The following is a 20,214-nucleotide window of genomic DNA, read 5'->3' on the forward strand; positions in this document are numbered from 1 at the left end:
AGAGGGAGAATGTCGCTCATACTCTTAGCGGAACCTGTGCGTCCGCGTTTATCTGCAGAAGCAGGCCAGCGCACGGGATAAAACTTATAAGGAATCAGTCATGGCAGAAGAAACGATTTTCAGCAAAATCATTCGCCGGGAGATCCCGTCGGATATTGTCTATCAGGATGAGCTTGTGACCGCTTTTCGCGACATCTCCCCGCAGGCGCCCACCCATATTCTGATTGTCCCGAATGTTCTGATTCCTACCGTAAATGACGTCACCGCTGAACATGAGCTGGCGCTGGGCCGGATGATGACCGTCGCGGCGAAGATCGCCCGCGATGAAGGTCTTGCCGACGATGGCTATCGGTTGATCGTCAACTGCAACCGCCACGGCGGCCAGGAAGTGTACCATATCCATATGCATCTGCTGGGCGGTCGTCCGCTTGGCCCGATGCTGGCGCACAAAGGCTAACGTCATGCTCAGGACCCTTTTGGGCGCGTGTCTGGCGGCGGGGCTACTCGCCGGGTGTAGTTCACACCCGGAGATCCCGGTTTCTGACCAGCAGGCGCTGGTGATGGAGTCGAGCGTGCTGGCGGCGGGGATCAGCGCCAGCGAGCCTGCCGTCGTGGCGACAGAGATTCAGGCTACCGCCTCCTCAACGCTATATAACGAGCGCCAGCAGCCGGTTACCGTGCACTATCGTTTTTTCTGGTATGACGCCCGAGGGCTGGAGATGCATCCGCTGGACGCGCCGCGCACCATCGTGGTACCGGCCCGCTCCTCGGTCACGTTATATGGCAGCGCCAATATCCTGGGGGCGCATAAGGCCCGCCTTTATCTTTATCTGTAAGGGGTAATTATAATGATGAAAATGTGTCGCTATGCGTTAATCACAGCACTGGCGATATTCCTCGCAGGCTGTGCGGGGTTGCGGGAGCAGCCCGCGCCGGTAGAAGAGGCCAAACCGCAGCCGCAGCAGCCTGCGCAGCCGCAGCCCACGGTGCCGACCGTACCGGCGGTGCCCTCTGTCCCGGCGCAGCCTGGGCCGATTGAGCATCAGGATCAGCAGTCGGGTCAGCCGGCGCCGCGCGTGCGTCATTATGACTGGAACGGCGCGGTTCAGCCGCTGGTGGGGCAGATGCTGCAGGCGAGTGGGGTCAATGCCGGCAGTATTCTGCTGGTTGACAGCGTGAACAACCGCACCAACGGTTCGCTGAATGCTGGAGAAGCCACCACTGCGCTACGTAGTGCGCTGGCCGGTAACGGCAAATTTACCCTGGTATCGGCGCAGCAGCTGGCGGTCGCCAAGCAGCAGCTGGGCCTGTCGCCGCAGGACAGCCTCGGCAGCCGCAGCAAAGCCATGGGCATCGCCCGCAACGTGGGCGCGCAGTATGTGCTTTACTCCAATGCCACCGGCAACGTCAACGCGCCTGAGCTGAAAATGCAGCTCATGCTGGTGCAAACCGGTGAGATAATCTGGTCAGGTAAAGGTGCTGTTCAGCAACAATAAGCTAACGCGCGACGAGCTCTTGTCGCGCTTCTTTCCCCATTATCATCCTGTCGCCTCGCTGAGCCAGAGTGGCCTCAGCGGCGGCAGTGTGATTATCAGCGACGGCGACCGGCGGCACGTGCTGCGTCAGCCGCACGATCCGTCTGCCGTCACTTACCATTTTCGCCGTCAGTATCACGCACTCCGCCGACTGCCTGCCAGGCTGGCGCCAACCCCGCTGTTTTACTCACCCTGCTGGATGGTGGTGGAGTATTGCACAGGGGAGGTGAAAAGCGAGTTACCGGCCTCCCCGCAGCTGTCAGGCTTATTGTATGATTTGCATCAGCAACCGCGGTTTGGCTGGCGGGTTAGCCTCACACCACTGCTGGCCCAGTACTGGCAGAGGTGCGATCCGGCGCGGCGCAAGCCGCGTTGGCTGCGCTGGCATCAGCGGCTGCGCCGCCAGGGCGAGCCCCGTCCCCTGCGGCTGGCGCCGCTGCACATGGACGTCCATGCCGGCAATATTATTCATAATGAGTCCGGCCTGAGGCTGATCGACTGGGAATATGCCGGCGATGGCGATATCGCGCTGGAGCTGGCCGCGGTGTGGATCACGCCTGGCGAGCGCCGTCGGCTGGTAGAAGCGTATGCCCGGCGGGCGGCCATCGACGCGCAGCTGCTTTGGCGGCAGGTTGTACTCTGGCGCCCGTGGGTACTGCTGTTGATGGCGGGCTGGTATGAAATGCGCTGGCGGCAGAGCGGGGACCGGCAATTTATCACGCTGGCAGATGAAACATGGTGTCAGTTAGACAACGAACGTAAAGGATAAGAGAGGTCAGTGTGGGCCCAGTGATGTTGGATGTCGAAGGGTATGAGCTGGATGCGGAAGAGCGAGAAATTCTGGCGCATCCGCTGGTGGGAGGGTTGATCCTCTTTACCCGAAATTATCACGATCCGGCGCAGCTGCGCGAGCTGGTGCGCCAGATCCGCGACGCATCCCGGAACCACCTGGTGGTGGCGGTCGATCAGGAAGGGGGGCGGGTTCAGCGTTTCCGCGAAGGGTTTACCCGTTTACCGGCGGCCCAGTCTTTCGCCGCGCTGCTGGGGATGGAAGAGGGGGGCAAACTGGCCGCCGAAGCCGGCTGGCTGATGGCCAGCGAAATGATCGCCATGGATATCGATATTAGTTTTGCGCCAGTGCTGGACGTCGGCCATATCAGCGCCGCAATCGGCGAACGTTCTTATCATGAAGATCCACAGAAAGCGCTGACGATGGCGCGTCACTTCATTGACGGGATGCACGCCGCGGGCATGAAAACCACCGGCAAACACTTCCCGGGTCACGGGGCGGTGACTGCCGATTCGCACAAAGAGACGCCGTTCGATCCGCGGGCGGCATCGGTTATCCGCGACCATGATATGGCGGTGTTCAAAAGCCTTATCGCCGAGCAGCGTCTGGATGCCATTATGCCGGCGCATGTGATTTACCCGGAGCTCGATCCGCGTCCGGCCAGCGGCTCGGCGTACTGGCTGAAAACGGTGCTGCGCGGCGAACTGGGCTTTGACGGGGTGATTTTCTCCGACGATCTGTCGATGGAAGGGGCGGCGATCATGGGCAGCTATGCCGAACGCGGTCAGGCATCGCTCGACGCCGGTTGCGATATGATCCTCGTCTGCAATAATCGTAAAGGCGCGGTCAGTGTGCTGGATAACCTGTCGCCGATCAAAGCAGAGCGTGTTACGAAATTGTATCATAAAGGTTCCTTTTCCCGTCAGGAGTTAAGGGATTCAGCCCGTTGGAAAACGGTGAGTGCCCAGCTGGAGCAGCTTCATGCGCGCTGGCAAGAGGCGAAGTCCGCGTAACGCTCTACGGGGCGTTGTTGTCTGGTGAGGATGCGATGATTATCTATTTACACGGTTTTGACTCGAACAGCCCCGGTAACCATGAGAAGGTGATGCAGCTGCAGTTTATCGACCCGGACGTGCGGTTGATTAGCTACAGCACGCGGCATCCCAAGCACGATATGCAGCATTTGCTGAAAGAGGTCGATAAAATGCTGCAGCTCACTGCCGATGACCGGCCGCTGATCTGCGGCGTCGGCCTTGGCGGCTACTGGGCGGAGCGGATTGGTTTTCTGTGCGATATCCGCCAGGCGGTGTTCAATCCAAACCTGTTTCCGCATGAGAACATGGAAGGCAAAATCGACCGACCGGAAGAGTATGCTGACATCGCCACCAAGTGCGTGACCAACTTCCGCGAGAAGAACCGCGATCGCTGCCTGGTGGTGCTTTCCCGCCAGGACGAGGCGTTGGACAGCCAGCGTTCCGCCGATCTCCTGCACCACTATTATGAAATTATCTGGGATGAAGAGCAGACCCATAAGTTTAAAAATATCTCGCCGCATCTGCAGCGGCTGAAAGCGTTTAAAACCCTCGGCTAACTGCNNNCCCTTGTTCCCAAACCCGCGTCGGGTTCACCACGCGGGTTTTTTCATGTCTACACTTATTGGTTTCGCTGAAAAAATACGCGACAAAACTTGATGCACATCAATTTTGGTATGACCAATGCACCGTTCATGGTATTCTCGACAGTGCTGAATGGTTTCATTAACGTAACTTGTTGTTAAATAAAGGCTATTTCAATAACTTTTATTTAACAATTGGTTAATAATTTTNGGGGTACACATGACTACGCCATTGAAAAAAATCGTAATTGTGGGTGGCGGCGCTGGCGGACTGGAACTGGCAACTCAGCTGGGGAGAAAGTTAGGGCGCCATAAGAAAGCGAAAATCACTCTGGTGGACCGTAACCACAGCCATCTGTGGAAGCCGCTGCTGCACGAAGTGGCCACCGGTTCTCTGGATGAAGGCGTTGATGCGCTGAGCTATCTGGCCCATGCCCGCAACCACGGTTTCCAGTTCCAGCTGGGCTCGGTGGTGGATATCAACCGCGAAGGGAAAACCATCACCCTCGGCGAGCTGCGCAATGAAAAAGGCGAGCTGCTGGTGGCTGAGCGTAAACTGCCGTACGACACGCTGGTCATGGCGTTGGGCAGTACCTCGAATGACTTTAATACCCCTGGCGTAAAAGAGAACTGCATTTTCCTCGACAACCCGCACCAGGCGCGTCGCTTCCATCAGGAAATGCTCAACCTGTTCCTTAAATACTCTGCTAACCTCGGCGCTAACGGTAAAGTAAATATCGCCATCGTCGGCGGCGGCGCCACCGGCGTGGAGCTCTCCGCTGAGTTGCACAATGCGGTGAAACAGCTGCACAGCTACGGCTACAAAGGGCTGACCAACGAAGCGCTGAACGTCACGCTGGTCGAGGCGGGCGAGCGCATTCTGCCTGCGCTGCCGCCGCGCATTTCCGGGGCAGCGCATAATGAGCTGACTAAGCTGGGCGTACGGGTTCTGACGCAGACCATGGTTACCAGCGCGGATGCGGGCGGCCTGCACACTAAAGATGGCGAATATATTGAGGCGGATCTAATGGTCTGGGCGGCGGGGATCAAAGCGCCAGATTTCATGAAAGAGATCGGCGGCCTCGAAACCAACCGTATCAATCAGCTGGTGGTCGAGCCGACGCTGCAGACTACCCGCGATGCGGATATTTTCGCCATCGGCGACTGCGCCTCCTGCGCCCGTCCGGAAGGCGGCTTTGTGCCTCCGCGGGCCCAGGCGGCGCACCAGATGGCTACCTGCGCGCTAAACAACATCCTGGCGCAGATGAAAGGCAAACCGCTGAAGGCATACACCTATAAAGACCATGGCTCGCTGGTGTCGCTGTCAAATTACTCCACCGTCGGCAGCCTGATGGGTAACCTGATGCGCGGTTCGATGATGGTGGAAGGGCGCATTGCGCGCTTCGTGTACATCTCCCTGTACCGTATGCACCAGATTGCTCTGCATGGTTACTTCAAGACCGGCCTGATGATGCTGGTCGGGCGCATCAACCGCATCATTCGCCCGCGCCTGAAGCTGCACTAATCGCTGTCGCGACCCGGAGGCGCGCTCTGAGGGCGCCTCCGGGCTCTTCTGCTGGAACCGCAGAGATCCCGCTCGGAATCCTCTGAATCCCTTTGATTTGCAGCGAATTCTCGCACTTTTCATCCGCTATCTGATTTGCGCCCTCCCGGCTCCGGTTGCAAAATTGTATCAACAGCAACAAAGGAGGAACTCCCGTGAATAAATCTATGTTGGCGGGTATAGGGATAGGCGTGGCTGCCGCGCTGGGCGTTGCAGCTGTCGCTGGTCTCAACGTGTTGGATCGCGGCCCGCAGTATGCGCAAGTGGTCTCCAGTACACCGATTAAAGAAACCGTGAAAACGCCGCGTCAGGAATGCCGCAATGTCACGGTGACTCATCGTCGTCCGGTACAGGATGAAAACCGCATCGCCGGTTCGGTGCTGGGCGCGGTGGCGGGCGGGGTGATTGGCCACCAGTTTGGCGGCGGTCACGGACGCAGCGTGGCGACGGTTGTAGGTGCGCTGGGCGGCGGCTATGCAGGCAACCAGATCCAGGGCGCGATGCAGGACAACGATACCTACACCACCACCCAGCAGCGCTGCAAAACGGTGTATGATAAATCCGATAAAATGCTCGGCTACGATGTGACCTATAAGATAGGCGATCAGCAGGGGAAAATCCGCATGGATCACGATCCCGGCAGCCAGATCCCGCTGGACAACAACGGCCAGCTGGTCCTGAACAATAAAATCTAAAAACAGATTTGTGTAGTGATTAGCCCCTCAATCGCTCAGGCTGAGGGGCTTTTTTTATCAGAAGGTTAAGGCATAGTTCAGACCAAAGGTGCGGCCACGACCTTTGTACTCATACAGCGATGAACTGCCGTAGGTTGGGCTGTAGAGCAGCGGCGCGCGCTGGCCCCAGATAGTGACATAGTCTTCGTTAAGCAGGTTTTCGATACTGAAGGTCAGTTTCCCCACCGGCAGCGCGTAACTACCGATAAAATCGACGGTGTTATAGCCTTCCAGCTTGTTACCGGCGGCATCGCTGAGGTCAAATACCTGCTGACTCTGCACGCGCAGGCTCCACGGATCCGGCGCCCAGCCCACCCAGGCGGTGGCTTTAGACGGCGAGGCGAGGGTGACGTCCCATTTTTGCCAGCGGCCGTCGGTCTGCACCTGGGATTTCAGCACGTTGAAGTTACCGCCGACGCTCCAGTCGCTATCCGGAATAAAGTAGTCGACCGCCCCCTCAACGCCGTAAATACGCCGTTTGTCGGACTGAACGTCGATGGTCATGTCGGTGCGGTTGACGACAATGGTCTTATCCGAGGTCGAGTAGTACGCCGCCAGCTGGGTGCGCAGGTTATCGCCAGTGTAGCGCCAGCCCAGCTCGTACGAGTTAACTTTGATCCCCTGCAGCGGCGAGTCATCGACGTTGACGCTGGAGATCAGCGGCAGATGACCATTCACCGCAGCGCCATATTTACCGATGCCATAGTATTTACCAGGGTCCGGTAGCTCGACACCCTGCGAGAAGTTAAACCAGGTTTGTTGACGCTCGGTCAGGTGGGCCACGATCCCGGCGTTAAACAGGAAATTGTCATAATCGGTTTTGCCGCCTTTGATGGCGTCGGCGGAGCGCGCTTTGCCGTTGGCGATATCCTGCTGCTGGGCGTAGCCGACAAAGTCGTCGACCCGGTTTTCGGTCCACTGGTAGCGTACCCCGCCGCTGACGGTAAAGATATCGTTCAGATCGTAGCTGGACTGCAGGAATGGCGCGACATTGGAAATACTGTATCCCGGGTAGCGGCCGGTTGTGTAGATCGATTCGTTGTGCAACCCGCCGGAGGCCATCGATTGTGGCAGATCGAAGAACATTTGGTTGGCATTAAAGGTCTCATGATCGGCGTCGAGACCCCAGGTGAGATCCCACCCCGCCAGCGGTTGGCTGTTGAGGGTCAGCTTGGCCCCATACTGATCGGTATCCTGCTGCGACGAGGAGAAGCTACTGACCTGACCTTTCGTGAGCGTCGGGAACGGATAGAAGGTGAGGGACTCATCGCGATAGTACACCTGGCTCACCAGATTCTGGCCGAAAAAGTCGGCATCGGAGTACTGGAGGCTGATCAGATGGCGTTCGGTGCCGGGGATACGGTCGGAATTGAGCCCGTCGGTGGTATACGCTTTGCCGCCGCTGGTGACCGCGGACATGTTCTTCCCGAGCCACAGACCGTAGTCATCATCGCCCTGGCTTTTATAATACTGGGTGACCAGCTGCAGCTGGCGGTTATCATCGATCTCAATCGTCCCCGTCCCCATCACGTCGAGGCGGTCAGAGTGCTGGAGCCCCGTTTGGGTATTATCGAGGATCAGCGCATCGTTATTGCCGTCGTACCAGCCGCCGAAACGCTGATAGGCTACCGACAAGCGGCCGGATGCGTGGTCTGTTCCGCCGCTGACGGCCGCCGCGACGCGCTCATCATGATCGTTGCTGTTCGCAAAACCGCTCTTGCTGCCCACCTCGAGATCGACCTGACGATCCTGCTGCCCCTTTTTGGTAACGATGTTGATAAGCCCGCCGGTACTGCCCCCGCCGTACAGCGAGGTCGCTCCGGAGATCACTTCGATATGTTCGATGTTGAATGGATCGATGGCGTCGAGCTGGCGGCTGTCGGTGCGTGAGGAGTTGAGCCGGACGCCGTCAATCAGCACGACGATCGCGCGCCCGCGCATGTTCATCCCATAGTTGGTCCGCCCCTGGCTGCTGACGTCGATGCCGGGGATCAGCTGCGCCAGCACGTCTTTGAACTCTTTCCCGCCCTGGACCTGCTGCTCAATCTCCTGGCCCTCAATGACCCAGGTGGTTTGGGCCATTTCGGCCACGGTGCGATGGGTGCGGTTTGCGCTAACGATGATGCTGTCTTCATCAGACTGAGCCGCCAGCGCAGGCAGCGTGCTGGCCAGCAGCAGAGGGTGGAGCACCCAGAGGCGCTTTTTCATATCCATTCCTTTTATGAGCAAGTTGCTTTGTCGTTGTTATGGGCCGGCGTCGGCCGGTATTCGTTACAATGCGAAACATCTGGAAAAACACAAAAAAGGATTTTGCACATAATGAATATCGCAATCAATATCATTTGCGTTTATCTTGCGCGAGAAAAGGTAATAAAAATCAATCTATTTTGTGGGGATAAAGCCAACAGGAGAGCGGATCCGGCGGCAGAATACCGCCGGAAGCAGGGCGCATCAGGACCCGAGGACCTGCGGCCAGAGACGGAGAGTGGTATCGGTGATTTGCATCAGCTTGTCGAAATCCGCGCCTTCCCGGGCGCTAATCGACATCCCCTGCAGAACGCAGTTAAGAAATTGCGCCAGCTGCGCGACATCGCGGCCCGCGGGCAGTTCGCCCTGCGCCTGCCGCTGCTGCAGAAACTGGGTTAGCGCCTGCTCCTGCATCGCATGGCGGGATTTGATGGTATTGGCGATATCCGTCGAGGAGGCGGCCAGCGCGGCGGAGGTATTGATGATAAAGCAGCCGGCCGGCGTCTCTTTGCTGGTAAAGCAGGTGGCGACCGCCGTGAAGTAGTCACGCAACGCGCGATCGACGGATTTTCCCTCGGCAAACAGCACGGCTTCGTGCTTCGCGGCAAAGCGCGAAATGTAACGATCCAACACTGCGCGGAATAGGCCTTCTTTATTCACAAATTCCGCATACAGGGTGGGGGCTTTTGCTCCTGTCGCCTCGACCAGATCGGCGAGCGAGGTCGCCTCATAGCCGTGCTGCCAGAAGAGTGTCATGGCTTTGTCCAGCGCCGCATCCCTGTCGAACACCTTCGGTCNGCCACGGCTTTTTTTGGCGCAACTTTGAACGTCAGTTGTCATGGTGCCGTTGTACCTATGTTGGTTTGGTGAAAGGCCATTATAAAAATAAACGATCGCCGGGGCCAGCGCTGTCGGTTTAAAAATAAATAATTCATATATGTATGAAATTTAAGCATTTTATAAATAGTTAAACGATCGTTATAAAAATGCATTGACGTGTGACATAGATCACATTATTATTTACCTATCGATCGTTAAGTTAATGCTTGCGACCCTACTATAAAATTCATCTGCACAGGTATAATAATCATGAAAACCGTTAATACTCTGGCTATTGCCGCCGTTTTAAGTTCCCTTTCTTTCGCCAGCTTTGCCGCTGTAGAGGTGCAGTCCACCCCTGCAGGACAGCATAAAGTAGGCACCATCTCTGCTTCTGCCGGGACTAACCTGGGCTCGCTGGAAGACCAGCTGGCGCAGAAAGCGGATGAGATGGGCGCCACTTCATACCGTATTACTTCGGTAACCGGTCCGAATACCCTTCACGGTACCGCCGTTATCTACAAGTAAGCCCGATGCGTCGCTGCCCGGCCCCCTTCACCGGACGGCGATGAGTAAGACCCTGTTGTACCCCTGTTTGACCCTTGCCAACAAAAAACCCGCCATCAGGCGGGTTTTTTGTTTTATGCAGCGTAAGACTACAGCGACTGCGGTCCAGGTTCAGCATGACGGGTGACGTCAATCGGCATGCCCGAGCGGTAATTCATCGCGCGCTCCATCACCGTCCCGTCGGTCTGCGGCGCCTGTTTGAACGCAGTCATGGCCGCATTAAGCGTAATGGGCAGGGTCTGCGGGTCGTCATCGATATGCTCAGACAGCGGCTGATGGACCTCAACCAGACGGCGGCCATCCGGCTCAACCGACGCCTTGATCGGCGTGTTGATAATGTTCACCTTCGTGCCCGGCGAGATAGTGTTGTACAGCGCCTTGATATCGTTATCGCGCAGACGAATGCAGCCGGAACTGACGCGCATACCGATGCCGAAATCGGCATTGGTGCCGTGCAGGAGATATACTCCGCCATAGGCGGCGAGGCGGATGGCGTGATGGCCCATCGGATTGTCAGGACCAGCAGGCACTACCGCCGGCAGCTCAATCCCCATAGCCTTGTAGCGCGCGCGAATGTTGGCGGTAGGTGTCCAGGTCGGATTGGCCCGTTTGTCGGACACGGTTGTGACCATCGTCGGTGTGATGGTGGTCCCACCCAGCTGACCGATGCCGATTGGGTAGACGGTCACTTCATTCTTGCCCGGCGGGTAATAGTAGAGGCGCAGTTCGGCGAGGTTAATCACCAGCCCTTCGCGCGGCGCATCGGGCAGCAGCGTCTGCAGGGGGATGGTCAGCACGCTGCCGGCGCGCGGAACATAGGGGTCAACCCCGGGATTGGCCTGCAGCAGGGCCAGGAAGCCGACATTGTACTTCTTGGCAATCGCTTCCAGCGAACCGCCGTCATCCTGTACCACATGAAACTGATTCTGACCCACCAGCCGGCTGCCCGGCGGGGGAAGGGGCCAGGTGTTAGCGCGCGCGGGGAGGGCCAGCGCGGCGACTAACGCGACTAGCGTCAGCCAAAGCGTCACGGGGAAACGGTTTCTCATTACCATAACTCCAAAATATGTAAGTGGTTATTTTTATACGAAAAGCAGATGAGATTATGGCGTGAGTCTGTGTGGGGAAATCCAGGCGGATTGCAAAATGTTTGTAAAGATTGCGAGGTATGTGGGAAGGGAGATACGGCAGTGGGGCCGTATCTCCTGCCAGTCAGGCGACGGCGTTCTCTTCCAGCTGGCGCATAAACTGGCGAACCCAGTCCATCCGCGTTTTACGCTCCTCCAGGTCCTGCATGAACTTCAGGCGCGTGGGACCGTCCAGGCGGAAGTGCTGCGGCTGCTTCTGCAGCAGGCCGATCAGCCACACCGGATTGACGTTGTTTTTCTCGTTAAATTCAATCACGCCGCCTTTTTCGTTGCTTTCCAGTTTGCGGATCCCCAGTTTCTGCGCCTGCTGACGCAGACGGGCGATATCCAGCAGGTTGCGGGCGGCATCGGGAAGGCGGCCAAAACGATCGATCAGCTCGACTTTGATCTCCTCCAGATCCTGTTCGTTTTTGGCGCTGGCAATGCGCTTATAGAATGACAGGCGCGTATTGACGTCAGGGATGAAATCATCAGGCAGCAGGGAAGGCATGCGCAGTTCAACCTCCGTCTGCTGACTGGTGAGATCTTCCAGCGAGGGTTCACGCCCGGCTTTCAACGCATCGACTGCGTTCTCCAGCAGCTCCATATACAGGGAGAAACCGATGGTTTCCATCTGACCGCTCTGATCTTCCCCAAGCAGTTCCCCGGCCCCGCGAATCTCCAGATCGTGGGTTGCCAGCGCAAAGCCGGCGCCGAGATCTTCCAGCGACGCAATGGCCTCGAGGCGCTTTTGCGCATCGGTGGTCATCGCTTTCGGATGCGGCGTCAGCAGCCAGGCATAGGCCTGGTGATGCGAACGGCCAACGCGGCCGCGCAGCTGGTGCAGCTGGGCGAGGCCAAAATGGTCGGCGCGTTCGATGATGATGGTGTTGGCGGTGGGAATGTCGATCCCGGTTTCGATGATGGTGGTGCACACCAGCACATTGAAGCGTTGGTGATGGAAGTCATTCATCACCCGCTCCAGTTCGCGCTCCCTCATCTGACCGTGACCGATGGCGATCCGCGCCTCCGGCACCAGCTCCGCCAGCTTGTCGGCGGCTTTCTGGATGTTCTCAACGTCATTAAACAGATAGTAGACCTGGCCGCCGCGCAGCGTTTCGCGCAGGATCGCCTCGCGCACCACCAGGGCGTCATATTCGCGAACGAAGGTCTTCACCGCCAGGCGGCGCGCCGGCGGCGTGGCGATGATCGACAGATCGCGCATCCCGCTCATCGCCATGTTCAGCGTCCGCGGGATCGGCGTGGCGGTGAGGGTCAGAATATCGACATCGGCGCGCATCGCTTTGATGCGCTCTTTATGCCGCACGCCAAACCGGTGCTCTTCGTCGACGATCAGCAGCCCGAGATCGCGCAGCTTCACCTCGCTCTGCAGCAGCTTGTGGGTGCCGATCAAGATATCGATTTTGCCTTCCGCGGCCTGCTCGAGGATCTGCGCCTGCTCTTTAGCGCTGCGGAAGCGGGAGAGCATTTCGATGCGTACCGGCCAGTTGGCGAAACGATCGCGGAAATTGTCATAGTGCTGCTGAGCCAGCAGGGTGGTCGGCACCAGCACCGCCACCTGCTTGTGGTTCTCCACGGCGAGGAAGGCGGCGCGCATGGCCACTTCGGTCTTGCCGAAGCCCACATCGCCGCATACCAGGCGGTCCATGGCCAGCGGCTGGCACATATCGCTGAGGACGGCGTTGATCGCCTGCGCCTGATCCGGCGTGGTTTCAAATGGGAAGCCGTCGCAGAATAGCTGATACTGTTCGCGGTCGTGTTTAAAGGCAAAACCCGCCTTCGCCGCGCGCTGGGCATAGATATCCAGCAGCTCGGCCGCCACGTCGCGTACTTTCTCAGCCGCTTTTTGTCGCGCCCGGGTCCAGGCATCGCCGCCCAGCTTGTGCAGGGGGGCGTTTTCTTCCGCCCCGCCGGCGTAGCGGCTGATAAGATGCAGGGACGATACCGGAACGTATAGCTTGGCATCGTTGGCGTAGGTCAGCATCAAATATTCGCCGGTGATGCCGCCGGCTTCCAGGGTAGTCATGCCCGCGTAGCGGCCCACGCCGTGTTCCAGGTGAACGACCGGCTGGCCGATATGCAGTTCGGCGAGGTTGCGAATCAGAGTGTCAGGGTTAATGGTGCGTCGCGAATCCTGACGACGGCGCGCCACCCGCTCGCCGAGCAGGTCGCTCTCGCAAATCAGCGCCAGGCCGCGCTGGCTGTCGATAAACCCGTGCTCGGCGGCGCCAATCATCAGATAGCGGCCGTTGCCGGTGGCTTCCTCCAGACGCAGCACATGTTTTGGCGCAACTTTAATCCGCGCCAGCATTTCGCTCAGCGCTTCACGGCGGCCTTCGCTTTCCACCGAGAAGATCACCGGACCGGTAAATGACTCGAGGAAGCGGCGCAGATTATCCAGCGGCGCTTTGTTCTGCGCCTGGACGGCGAGGTCCGGCAGCGTCTGGTAGCCCAGATTAGTATTTGCCGCTTTGTCCGCCAGACGTTCGGTTTTCAGCTGCACGCGCGGCCATTTTTTCAGTTCGCTGAATAGCTCATCGCTGCGCAGCCACAGCAGCTCAGGCGGCAGGAGCGGGCGCATCGGGTCGACGCCGCGGTTTTCAAAGCGGGCGCGGGCTTCATTCTGGAATCGCTCCGCGCTGGCCTCGAGATCGCCGGTGTTGACGATCAGCGTGCTGGCCGGGAAATAGCTGAATAACGGCGGCAGCGGCTCGCTGAAGAACAGCGGTTGCCAGTATTCGATACCGGCAGGTAGCGTCCCTTTACTGACCTGCTGATAGATGTGTTCGGCATCGCGCTTCACCTCAAAGCGGTCGCGCCACTGGCTGCGGAACAGCTCAATAGCGGTCTGGTCGGTGGGGAACTCGTGCGCCGGCAGCAGGTTAATGGCCGCCACTTCCTCCAGCGTGCGCTGGCTGTCAACGTCGAACAGGCGCAGGCTGTCGATTTCATCGTCAAAGAAATCAAGGCGGTAGGGCTGATCGCTACCCATCGGGAACAGGTCGAGCAGCGCGCCGCGGGTAGCATATTCGCCGTGCTCCATCACCTGATCGACATGGCGGTAGCCGGCCCCCTCCAGCTGATCGCGCAGCGCATCGCGCGACAGGCGCTGGCCCTTTTTCATCACCAGCGCGTGGCCGTGAAGGAAGCTGTGCGGACAGACGCGCTGCATCAGGGTGCTGACCGGGACGATCAGTACGCCGCGCTGCATGGTGGGTAACTGGTAAAGGGTGGCAAGACGGGAGGAGATGATGTCCTGATGCGGCGAGAAGCTGTCGTAAGGGAGCGTTTCCCAGTCCGCCAGCCCCATCACCATGCTGTCGGTAAACTGCCTGATCTCGTCGTTCAGACGCAGCGCGTTTTGCATGTCAGGCGCCACCAGCACCACCGGGCCGCTGTGGCGTTCGGCCATCTCCGCCACCAGGGTGGCGCAGGCTGCGCCGGTCAACTCGCCAAGCTGGCGCTGGTCGCCGGCTTTCACCGGCAATGAGTATCGATATTGTTCAGGCATAGACGGTTTCATGATCTCTTAGGGATTCGCTCTGCCGATATGGAGGGCAACTCGCTGATATTCAATAGTGAGATTATCCGCGATTGGTCTGGATTCGCCAACCCGAATTGCCATCGCGTATTGGGTGAAGAAAGGTCAGCGCTGTCGATAAGCGTAAAGATAAATAAGTAAGTACTTATCTATCCGTTTGTATTTACTTGGTTTTTAGGTTTGTTGCTAATAAAGTCGTCATGTATCAGTCGTTTACGCTGCCCCTAATCGCTTATATACTCGGGCATCGGCTATCAGCAACCAGATGGATGACATGTACCAACCTGCCGCACTCTTTATCGGCCTACGCTATATGCGCGGGCGCGCAGCCGACCGCTTCGGTCGTTTCGTCTCCTGGCTCTCAACTATCGGTATTACGCTTGGCGTAATGGCGCTGGTGACAGTCCTGTCGGTGATGAACGGCTTTGAACGCGAGCTGCAAAACAACATCCTGGGGCTGATGCCACAGGCCATTCTTAGCGCCAAACAGGGGTCGGTGAACCCTCAGCAACTGCCGGAGCGCGAAGCGAAACTTAATGGGGTAACCCGCGTAGCGCCGATCACCACCGGCGACGTGGTGCTGCAGAGTGCGCGCAGCGTGGCGGTCGGGGTTATGCTGGGCATTGATCCGGCGCAGAACGATCCCCTGACTCCATACCTGGTGAACGTCAAACAGAGCGATCTGCAGGCGGGCAAATATAACGTTATTCTCGGCGAGCAGCTGGCGGGCCAGCTGGGGGTTAATCGCGGCGATAAAATTCGCGTGATGGTTCCTTCCGCGAGTCAGTTTACGCCGATGGGCCGCGTGCCGAGCCAGCGTCTGTTCACGGTCATCGGCACCTTCGCCGCCAACAGCGAAGTCGATGGCTATCAGATGCTGACCAACATCGACGACGCCTCCCGTCTGATGCGCTATCCGCTGGGGAATATCACCGGCTGGCGCCTGTGGCTGGATCAACCGCTGCAGGTCGACACCCTGAGTCAGCAGACGCTGCCGCCGGGAACTCAGTGGCAGGACTGGCGCGAGCGCAAGGGCGAACTGTTCCAGGCGGTGCGCATGGAGAAAAATATGATGGGCCTGCTGCTGAGCCTGATCGTCGCCGTCGCGGCCTTCAACATTATTACCTCGCTGGGGATGATGGTGATGGAGAAGCAGGGCGAAGTGGCGATCCTCCAGACCCAGGGGCTGACGCCGCGGCAGATTATGGCCGTCTTTATGGTGCAGGGGGCCAGCGCCGGGATCGTCGGCGCGCTGCTGGGAGCGGTGCTTGGCGCCCTGTTGGCCAGCCAGCTGAATAATTTAATGCCGATCATCGGCGCCTTCCTTGACGGCGTGGCGCTGCCGGTGGNGATTGAGCCGCTGCAGGTCATTGTTATCGCCCTGGTGGCGATGGTGCTGGCCCTGTTGTCTACGTTGTACCCTTCCTGGCGCGCTGCCGCCACCCAACCCGCTGAGGCTTTACGTTATGAATAAGATCCTGCTGCAATGCGACAACCTGTGCAAACGCTATCAGGAAGGCAATGTGCAAACCGATGTCCTGCACAATGTCAGCTTCAGCATTGGTGAAGGCGAGATGATGGCTATCGTCGGCACCTCCGGCTCTGGCAAAAGTACGCTGCTGCATCTGCTCGGCGGCCTGGATACGCCCACCTCTGGCGACGTGATTTTCTCCGGTCAGCCGATGAGCAAGCTATCCACCGCCGCGCGCGCCGACCTGCGTAACCGCGAGCTAGGCTTTATCTATCAGTTCCACCATCTGCTGCCGGACTTTAGCGCACTGGAAAACGTGGCGATGCCGCTGCTGATTGGCAAAAAGAAGCCGGCGGATATTGAACGCCAGGCGAAAGCGATGCTGCAGGCGGTCGGGCTTGAACACCGCAGCCATCACCGTCCGTCGGAGCTCTCCGGCGGCGAGCGCCAGCGGGTGGCGATTGCCCGCGCGCTGGTGAATAAACCGCGGCTGGTGCTGGCGGACGAGCCAACCGGTAACCTCGACGCTCGCAACGCCGATAGCATCTTCCAGCTGCTGGGCGAACTGAACGTCGCGCAGCGCACCGCGTTTCTGGTGGTGACCCACGACCTGCAGTTGGCGAAGCGCATGAGCCGCCAGCTGGAGATGCGCGATGGCCGTCTGACCGCCGACCTGACCCTGATGGGGGCCGAGTAATGGCGTCTCCGTTATCGTTACTAATTGCATTGCGTTTCAGCCGCGGCCGGCGGCGCGGCGGCATGGTGTCGCTGATCTCGGTGATCTCCACCATCGGCATTGCGCTGGGGGTGGCGGTGCTGATCGTCGGCCTCAGCGCGATGAACGGCTTTGAGCGCGAGCTGAATAACCGCGTGCTGGCGGTGGTACCGCACGGCGAAATCGAACCCGTGAATCAGCCGTGGAATAACTGGCAGGAAGCGCTGGCGAAGGTGCAGAAGGTGAAGGGGATTGTCGCGGCAGCGCCCTATATTAACTTCACCGGCCTGGTGGAGAGCGGCAGCAATATGCGCGCCATCCAGGTGAAAGGCGTCGACCCGCAGCAGGAGAGCCAGCTCAGCGCGCTGCCTACCTTTGTGCAGAATAACGCGTGGGCCGGATTCAAGGCTGGCGAACAGCAAGTGATCCTGGGCAAAGGGGTCGCCGATGCCCTGCACGTGAAGCAGGGGGACTGGGTGTCGATCATGATCCCTAATGCCGACGCCGACCATCAGCTGCTGCAGCCAAAACGCGTCAGGCTGCATGTGACCGGAATTTTACAGCTGAGCGGCCAGCTCGATCATAGTTTTGCCATGATCCCGATGCAGGATGCGCAGCAGTATCTGGAGATGGGCGGCAGCGTGACCGGCATCGCCATCAAGGTCACCGACGTTTTCCATGCTAACAAGCTGGTACGCGACGCCGGCGAGGTGACCAACAGCTACGTCTACATCAAGAGCTGGATCGGCACCTATGGCTATATGTATCGCGACATCCAGATGATCCGCGCCATTATGTACCTGGCGATGGTGCTGGTGATCGGCGTGGCCTGCTTTAACATCGTCTCGACGCTGGTGATGGCGGTCAAAGACAAAAGCGGCGATATTGCGGTGCTGCGCACGCTTGGCGCAAAAGACGGCTTAATTCGCGCGATTTTCGTGTGGTATGGTTTATTAGCCGGATCGGTAGGCAGCCTGTTTGGGGTGGTGATCGGCGTGATCTGCGCGTTGAACCTGACGTCGATCATCAACGGCATCGAATACCTGATTGGGCATAAATTCCTCTCCGGCGACATCTATTTTATTGACTTCCTGCCGTCAGAATTGCACTGGCTGGACGTCTTTTATGTGCTGGTGACAGCACTGTTGCTGAGTTTGCTGGCCAGCTGGTATCCCGCCCGCCGCGCCAGCCGCATCGACCCGGCGAGGGTGCTGAGTGGCCAGTAATTTATCGTCATCGTCGGCCTGGCTGACGACAAAAGAGGAATTGCTGAAATGTATTATGGATTTGACATTGGCGGCAGCAAGATAGCGCTGGGCGTATTTAATCAGGAGCGGCGACTGCANTGGGAAAAACGCGTCGCCACGCCGAAAAGTAGTTATGAGGATTTTCTCCAGGCGGTAGAGGCGCTGGTCCGCGAGGCCGATGAGCGCTTCGACCAGCAGGGTTCGGTGGGGATCGGTATTCCGGGAATGCCGGAAACGGCGGACGGCACGCTGTATGCCGCTAACGTGCCAGCCGCCAGCGGCCGGCCGCTGCGCGCTGACCTCAGCGCGCGGTTGGGGCGCGATGTGCGTCTCGATAATGACGCCAACTGTTTCGCGCTGTCGGAAGCGTGGGACGATGAGTTTACGCAATACCCGCTGGTGATGGGATTGATCCTCGGCACCGGCGTGGGCGGCGGCCTGGTGTTGAACGGTAAATCGATTACCGGACATAGCTATATCACCGGCGAGTTCGGTCATATTCGCCTGCCGGTGGATGCCCTGGAGGTGGTTGGGCGCGATTTTCCGCTGCTGCGCTGCGGCTGCGGCCAGCTGGGCTGTATTGAAAATTATCTCTCCGGTCGCGGTTTCGCCTGGCTGTACGAACATTTTTATCAGCAACCGCTCTCCTCGCCGGAGATTGTGGCGCAGTGGCAGCAGCACGATCCGCGCGCGCAGGCGCACGTTGAGCGCTATCTCGATCTGCTGGCGGTGTGTCTGGGGAATATACTGACCATTGTCGACCCGGATTTGCTGGTGCTCGGCGGTGGATTATCTAACTTTACGGCCATTAGCGAAGGGCTGGCGCAACGATTGCCGCGCCATCTTCTGCCGGTCGCCAGGGTTCCGCGCATTGAGCGCGCGCGCCACGGCGATGCCGGGGGAATGCGCGGTGCGGCCTTCCTTCACCTGACCCATTAATCACAGAGGTAGCTATGCAGTCGCGCCGTTTACATCGATTGAGCCGTTTTCGTCGCAATAAACGTCGGTTGCGTGACCGTCTGCGTCAGCGGATTTTCTTTAGGGAGGACAGGATGAAGCCTGAAGCGATGGCAAAACCGAGAGTGGTGGTGTTAACCGGCGCGGGCATCTCGGCAGAGTCGGGGATCAAAACCTTCCGCGCGGCCGATGGCCTGTGGGAAGAGCATCGGGTGGAAGATGTGGCGACGCCGGAAGGCTTCGCCCGCGATCCGGCGCTGGTGCAGGCGTTCTACAACGCCCGTCGTCGTCAGCTGCAGAGTCCGGAAATCGCGCCGAACGCGGCGCATCTGGCGCTGGCGCGTCTGGAGGATCTGCTGGGCGACCATTTTCTGCTGGTCACCCAGAATATTGATAATCTGCACGAGCGCGCCGGCAACCGCCGGGTGATCCATATGCACGGCGAGCTGCTAAAGGTGCGCTGTTCGTGGAGCGGCCAGGTGCTGGAGTGGACCGGCGACGTCACCGCCGAGGACAAGTGCCACTGCTGCCAGTTCCCGGCGGCGCTGCGTCCGCACGTGGTCTGGTTTGGCGAAATGCCGCTGGGGATGGATGAGATCTACAGCGCGCTGGCCGACGCAGATATTTTTATCGCCATCGGCACCTCCGGCCATGTCTATCCGGCGGCTGGCTTTGTGCACGAGGCGCGACTGCACGGCGCCCATACCGTTGAACTGAACCTGGAGCCCAGCCAGGTGGGCAGCGAGTTTGCCGAGAAGCACTACGGGCTGGCAAGCGAAGTGGTGCCTGCCTTTATCGATAAGCTGCTGCAGGAAAACGCGCTGTAAACTGAAGCCGCCTGCCGGTAGCCAGGGCGCAGCCCACGGCCGCCGGCAGCGCTGCTGACAAGGATGTCACGTCATGACAGGAGTCAGACCATGCATAATCCGCTGGTTATCGAAGCGATCATGTTGATCGCGGCCATTATCGTTGGCGTCTGGAGCCAGCGCGCTTTACCGCTACACGCCGATAGCCGACCGATCCTCTTCCTGCTATGTCTGTTCCTCGGCACTGGCAGCGCGTTGTGCCTGCTGCTGGATATCTTAGCCCTGCTGTTCACCGGTCAGGTCGCGACGGGCGGTGTGCGAATATACGGTCCGTTGCTGCTGCTGNTGGTGCTGTGGAAACCTCTCAACTGGGTTGTCGGCATCATTGAAGATTTTGTGCAGCGGCGAGCCGAAAAAGGGAAGGGCAAAGGCCAGCGCGACGGCGGTCAACGCTGATC

General features: G+C 58.8%; 22 protein-coding genes. 17 read left to right on the forward strand and 5 right to left on the reverse strand.

What is annotated here, in order from left to right; genetic code table 11:
• The first annotated feature begins 100 nt into the window (after nucleotides 1-100).
• From hinT to VZP09_RS05645, 8 genes are all read left to right on the forward strand, one after another.
• On the forward strand, nucleotides 101-457 hold the full coding sequence (hinT, locus tag VZP09_RS05610; protein WP_002900681.1) for a purine nucleoside phosphoramidase: 357 nt from the start codon (nucleotides 101-103) through the stop codon (nucleotides 455-457).
• A gap of 4 nt (nucleotides 458-461) precedes the next feature.
• Nucleotides 462-836: a YcfL family protein gene (locus VZP09_RS05615; RefSeq protein WP_002900683.1), complete on the forward strand. Its 375-nt coding sequence runs from the start codon at nucleotides 462-464 to the stop codon at nucleotides 834-836.
• 21 nt (nucleotides 837-857) lie between these two features.
• Nucleotides 858-1,496 (forward strand): penicillin-binding protein activator LpoB, encoded by a 639-nt coding sequence (gene lpoB / locus VZP09_RS05620; RefSeq protein ID WP_014342994.1) that lies wholly within the window; start codon nucleotides 858-860, stop codon nucleotides 1,494-1,496.
• The gene (gene thiK, locus VZP09_RS05625) at nucleotides 1,477-2,304 is read left to right on the forward strand and encodes a thiamine kinase (RefSeq protein ID WP_040088769.1); all 828 of its coding nucleotides are present in this window, start codon (nucleotides 1,477-1,479) and stop codon (nucleotides 2,302-2,304) included. The genes lpoB and thiK overlap by 20 nt, the downstream gene beginning before the upstream one ends.
• Before the next feature lie 23 nt (nucleotides 2,305-2,327).
• Nucleotides 2,328-3,338, forward strand: a complete 1,011-nt coding sequence (gene nagZ, locus VZP09_RS05630; protein WP_004147935.1) for a beta-N-acetylhexosaminidase — start codon at nucleotides 2,328-2,330, stop codon at nucleotides 3,336-3,338.
• Between the two features lie 35 nt (nucleotides 3,339-3,373).
• Nucleotides 3,374-3,916 carry an alpha/beta hydrolase YcfP gene (gene ycfP, locus VZP09_RS05635; RefSeq protein ID WP_002900775.1) on the forward strand — a complete coding sequence of 181 codons (543 nt, stop codon included), beginning with the start codon at nucleotides 3,374-3,376 and terminating at the stop codon, nucleotides 3,914-3,916.
• 244 nt (nucleotides 3,917-4,160) lie between these two features.
• Nucleotides 4,161-5,465 carry an NAD(P)/FAD-dependent oxidoreductase gene (locus tag VZP09_RS05640; RefSeq protein WP_002900778.1) on the forward strand — a complete coding sequence of 435 codons (1,305 nt, stop codon included), beginning with the start codon at nucleotides 4,161-4,163 and terminating at the stop codon, nucleotides 5,463-5,465.
• Nucleotides 5,466-5,659: 194 nt separating this feature from the next.
• A complete protein-coding gene (locus VZP09_RS05645) occupies nucleotides 5,660-6,199 on the forward strand; it encodes a glycine zipper 2TM domain-containing protein (protein ID WP_002900781.1) in 540 nt (179 codons plus the stop codon).
• A gap of 57 nt (nucleotides 6,200-6,256) precedes the next feature.
• Here the strand turns inward: VZP09_RS05645 and VZP09_RS05650 are convergent, their stop codons facing one another.
• Nucleotides 6,257-8,446: a TonB-dependent siderophore receptor gene (locus VZP09_RS05650; RefSeq protein WP_004150817.1), complete on the reverse strand. Its 2,190-nt coding sequence runs from the start codon at nucleotides 8,444-8,446 to the stop codon at nucleotides 6,257-6,259.
• A 68-nt stretch (nucleotides 8,447-8,514) separates the two neighbouring features.
• Between VZP09_RS05650 and VZP09_RS05655 the strand changes: the two genes are divergently transcribed.
• The gene (locus VZP09_RS05655; RefSeq protein WP_328794947.1) at nucleotides 8,515-8,637 is read left to right on the forward strand and encodes a hypothetical protein; all 123 of its coding nucleotides are present in this window, start codon (nucleotides 8,515-8,517) and stop codon (nucleotides 8,635-8,637) included.
• A gap of 52 nt (nucleotides 8,638-8,689) precedes the next feature.
• Here the strand turns inward: VZP09_RS05655 and VZP09_RS05660 are convergent, their stop codons facing one another.
• Both VZP09_RS05660 and VZP09_RS05665 read right to left on the reverse strand, forming a co-directional pair.
• A complete protein-coding gene (locus tag VZP09_RS05660) occupies nucleotides 8,690-9,325 on the reverse strand; it encodes a TetR/AcrR family transcriptional regulator (protein WP_328794948.1) in 636 nt (211 codons plus the stop codon).
• Nucleotides 9,322-9,477 (reverse strand): hypothetical protein, encoded by a 156-nt coding sequence (locus VZP09_RS05665; protein ID WP_004147941.1) that lies wholly within the window; start codon nucleotides 9,475-9,477, stop codon nucleotides 9,322-9,324. Before VZP09_RS05665 ends, VZP09_RS05660 begins: the two co-directional genes overlap by 4 nt.
• A gap of 97 nt (nucleotides 9,478-9,574) precedes the next feature.
• On the opposite strand from VZP09_RS05665, the gene bhsA reads away from it, so the two are divergent.
• Nucleotides 9,575-9,832: a multiple stress resistance protein BhsA gene (bhsA, locus tag VZP09_RS05670; RefSeq protein ID WP_002900788.1), complete on the forward strand. Its 258-nt coding sequence runs from the start codon at nucleotides 9,575-9,577 to the stop codon at nucleotides 9,830-9,832.
• 128 nt (nucleotides 9,833-9,960) lie between these two features.
• On the opposite strand, the gene ldtC is transcribed toward bhsA, so the two are convergent.
• Together ldtC and mfd are read right to left on the reverse strand one after the other, a co-directional pair.
• A complete protein-coding gene (gene ldtC / locus VZP09_RS05675) occupies nucleotides 9,961-10,920 on the reverse strand; it encodes a L,D-transpeptidase LdtC (protein WP_002900790.1) in 960 nt (319 codons plus the stop codon).
• Between the two features lie 163 nt (nucleotides 10,921-11,083).
• Nucleotides 11,084-14,530 carry a transcription-repair coupling factor gene (gene mfd / locus VZP09_RS05680; RefSeq protein WP_004183645.1) on the reverse strand — a complete coding sequence of 1,149 codons (3,447 nt, stop codon included), beginning with the start codon at nucleotides 14,528-14,530 and terminating at the stop codon, nucleotides 11,084-11,086.
• Between the two features lie 39 nt (nucleotides 14,531-14,569).
• Here mfd and VZP09_RS05685 point away from each other — a divergent pair, with 39 nt between their 5' ends.
• The 7 genes from VZP09_RS05685 to VZP09_RS05715 all read left to right on the forward strand — a co-directional run bounded on the left by VZP09_RS05685 (nucleotide 14,570) and on the right by VZP09_RS05715 (nucleotide 20,212).
• Nucleotides 14,570-14,701, forward strand: a complete 132-nt coding sequence (locus VZP09_RS05685; protein ID WP_004140630.1) for a hypothetical protein — start codon at nucleotides 14,570-14,572, stop codon at nucleotides 14,699-14,701.
• A 133-nt stretch (nucleotides 14,702-14,834) separates the two neighbouring features.
• The gene (gene lolC / locus VZP09_RS05690; protein WP_328794949.1) at nucleotides 14,835-16,034 is read left to right on the forward strand and encodes a lipoprotein-releasing ABC transporter permease subunit LolC; all 1,200 of its coding nucleotides are present in this window, start codon (nucleotides 14,835-14,837) and stop codon (nucleotides 16,032-16,034) included.
• Nucleotides 16,027-16,728: a lipoprotein-releasing ABC transporter ATP-binding protein LolD gene (lolD, locus tag VZP09_RS05695; RefSeq protein ID WP_002900798.1), complete on the forward strand. Its 702-nt coding sequence runs from the start codon at nucleotides 16,027-16,029 to the stop codon at nucleotides 16,726-16,728. The genes lolC and lolD overlap by 8 nt, the downstream gene beginning before the upstream one ends.
• Nucleotides 16,728-17,972, forward strand: coding sequence for a lipoprotein-releasing ABC transporter permease subunit LolE (gene lolE, locus VZP09_RS05700; protein ID WP_004176565.1), 1,245 nt, complete (start codon nucleotides 16,728-16,730; stop codon nucleotides 17,970-17,972). Before lolD ends, lolE begins: the two co-directional genes overlap by 1 nt.
• Nucleotides 17,973-18,020: 48 nt before the next feature.
• Nucleotides 18,021-18,932, forward strand: a complete 912-nt coding sequence (gene nagK, locus VZP09_RS05705; protein WP_328794950.1) for an N-acetylglucosamine kinase — start codon at nucleotides 18,021-18,023, stop codon at nucleotides 18,930-18,932.
• A 14-nt stretch (nucleotides 18,933-18,946) separates the two neighbouring features.
• Nucleotides 18,947-19,777, forward strand: a complete 831-nt coding sequence (gene cobB, locus VZP09_RS05710; RefSeq protein WP_004176563.1) for a Sir2 family NAD+-dependent deacetylase — start codon at nucleotides 18,947-18,949, stop codon at nucleotides 19,775-19,777.
• 90 nt (nucleotides 19,778-19,867) lie between these two features.
• Complete coding sequence (locus VZP09_RS05715) at nucleotides 19,868-20,212, forward strand: hypothetical protein (protein WP_328794951.1); 345 nt, start codon at nucleotides 19,868-19,870, stop codon at nucleotides 20,210-20,212.
• Nucleotides 20,213-20,214: the final 2 nt, after the last annotated feature.

The organism is Klebsiella sp. EMBS2024 (assembly GCF_036233805.1).
Taxonomy (GTDB): domain Bacteria; phylum Pseudomonadota; class Gammaproteobacteria; order Enterobacterales; family Enterobacteriaceae; genus Klebsiella; species Klebsiella pneumoniae.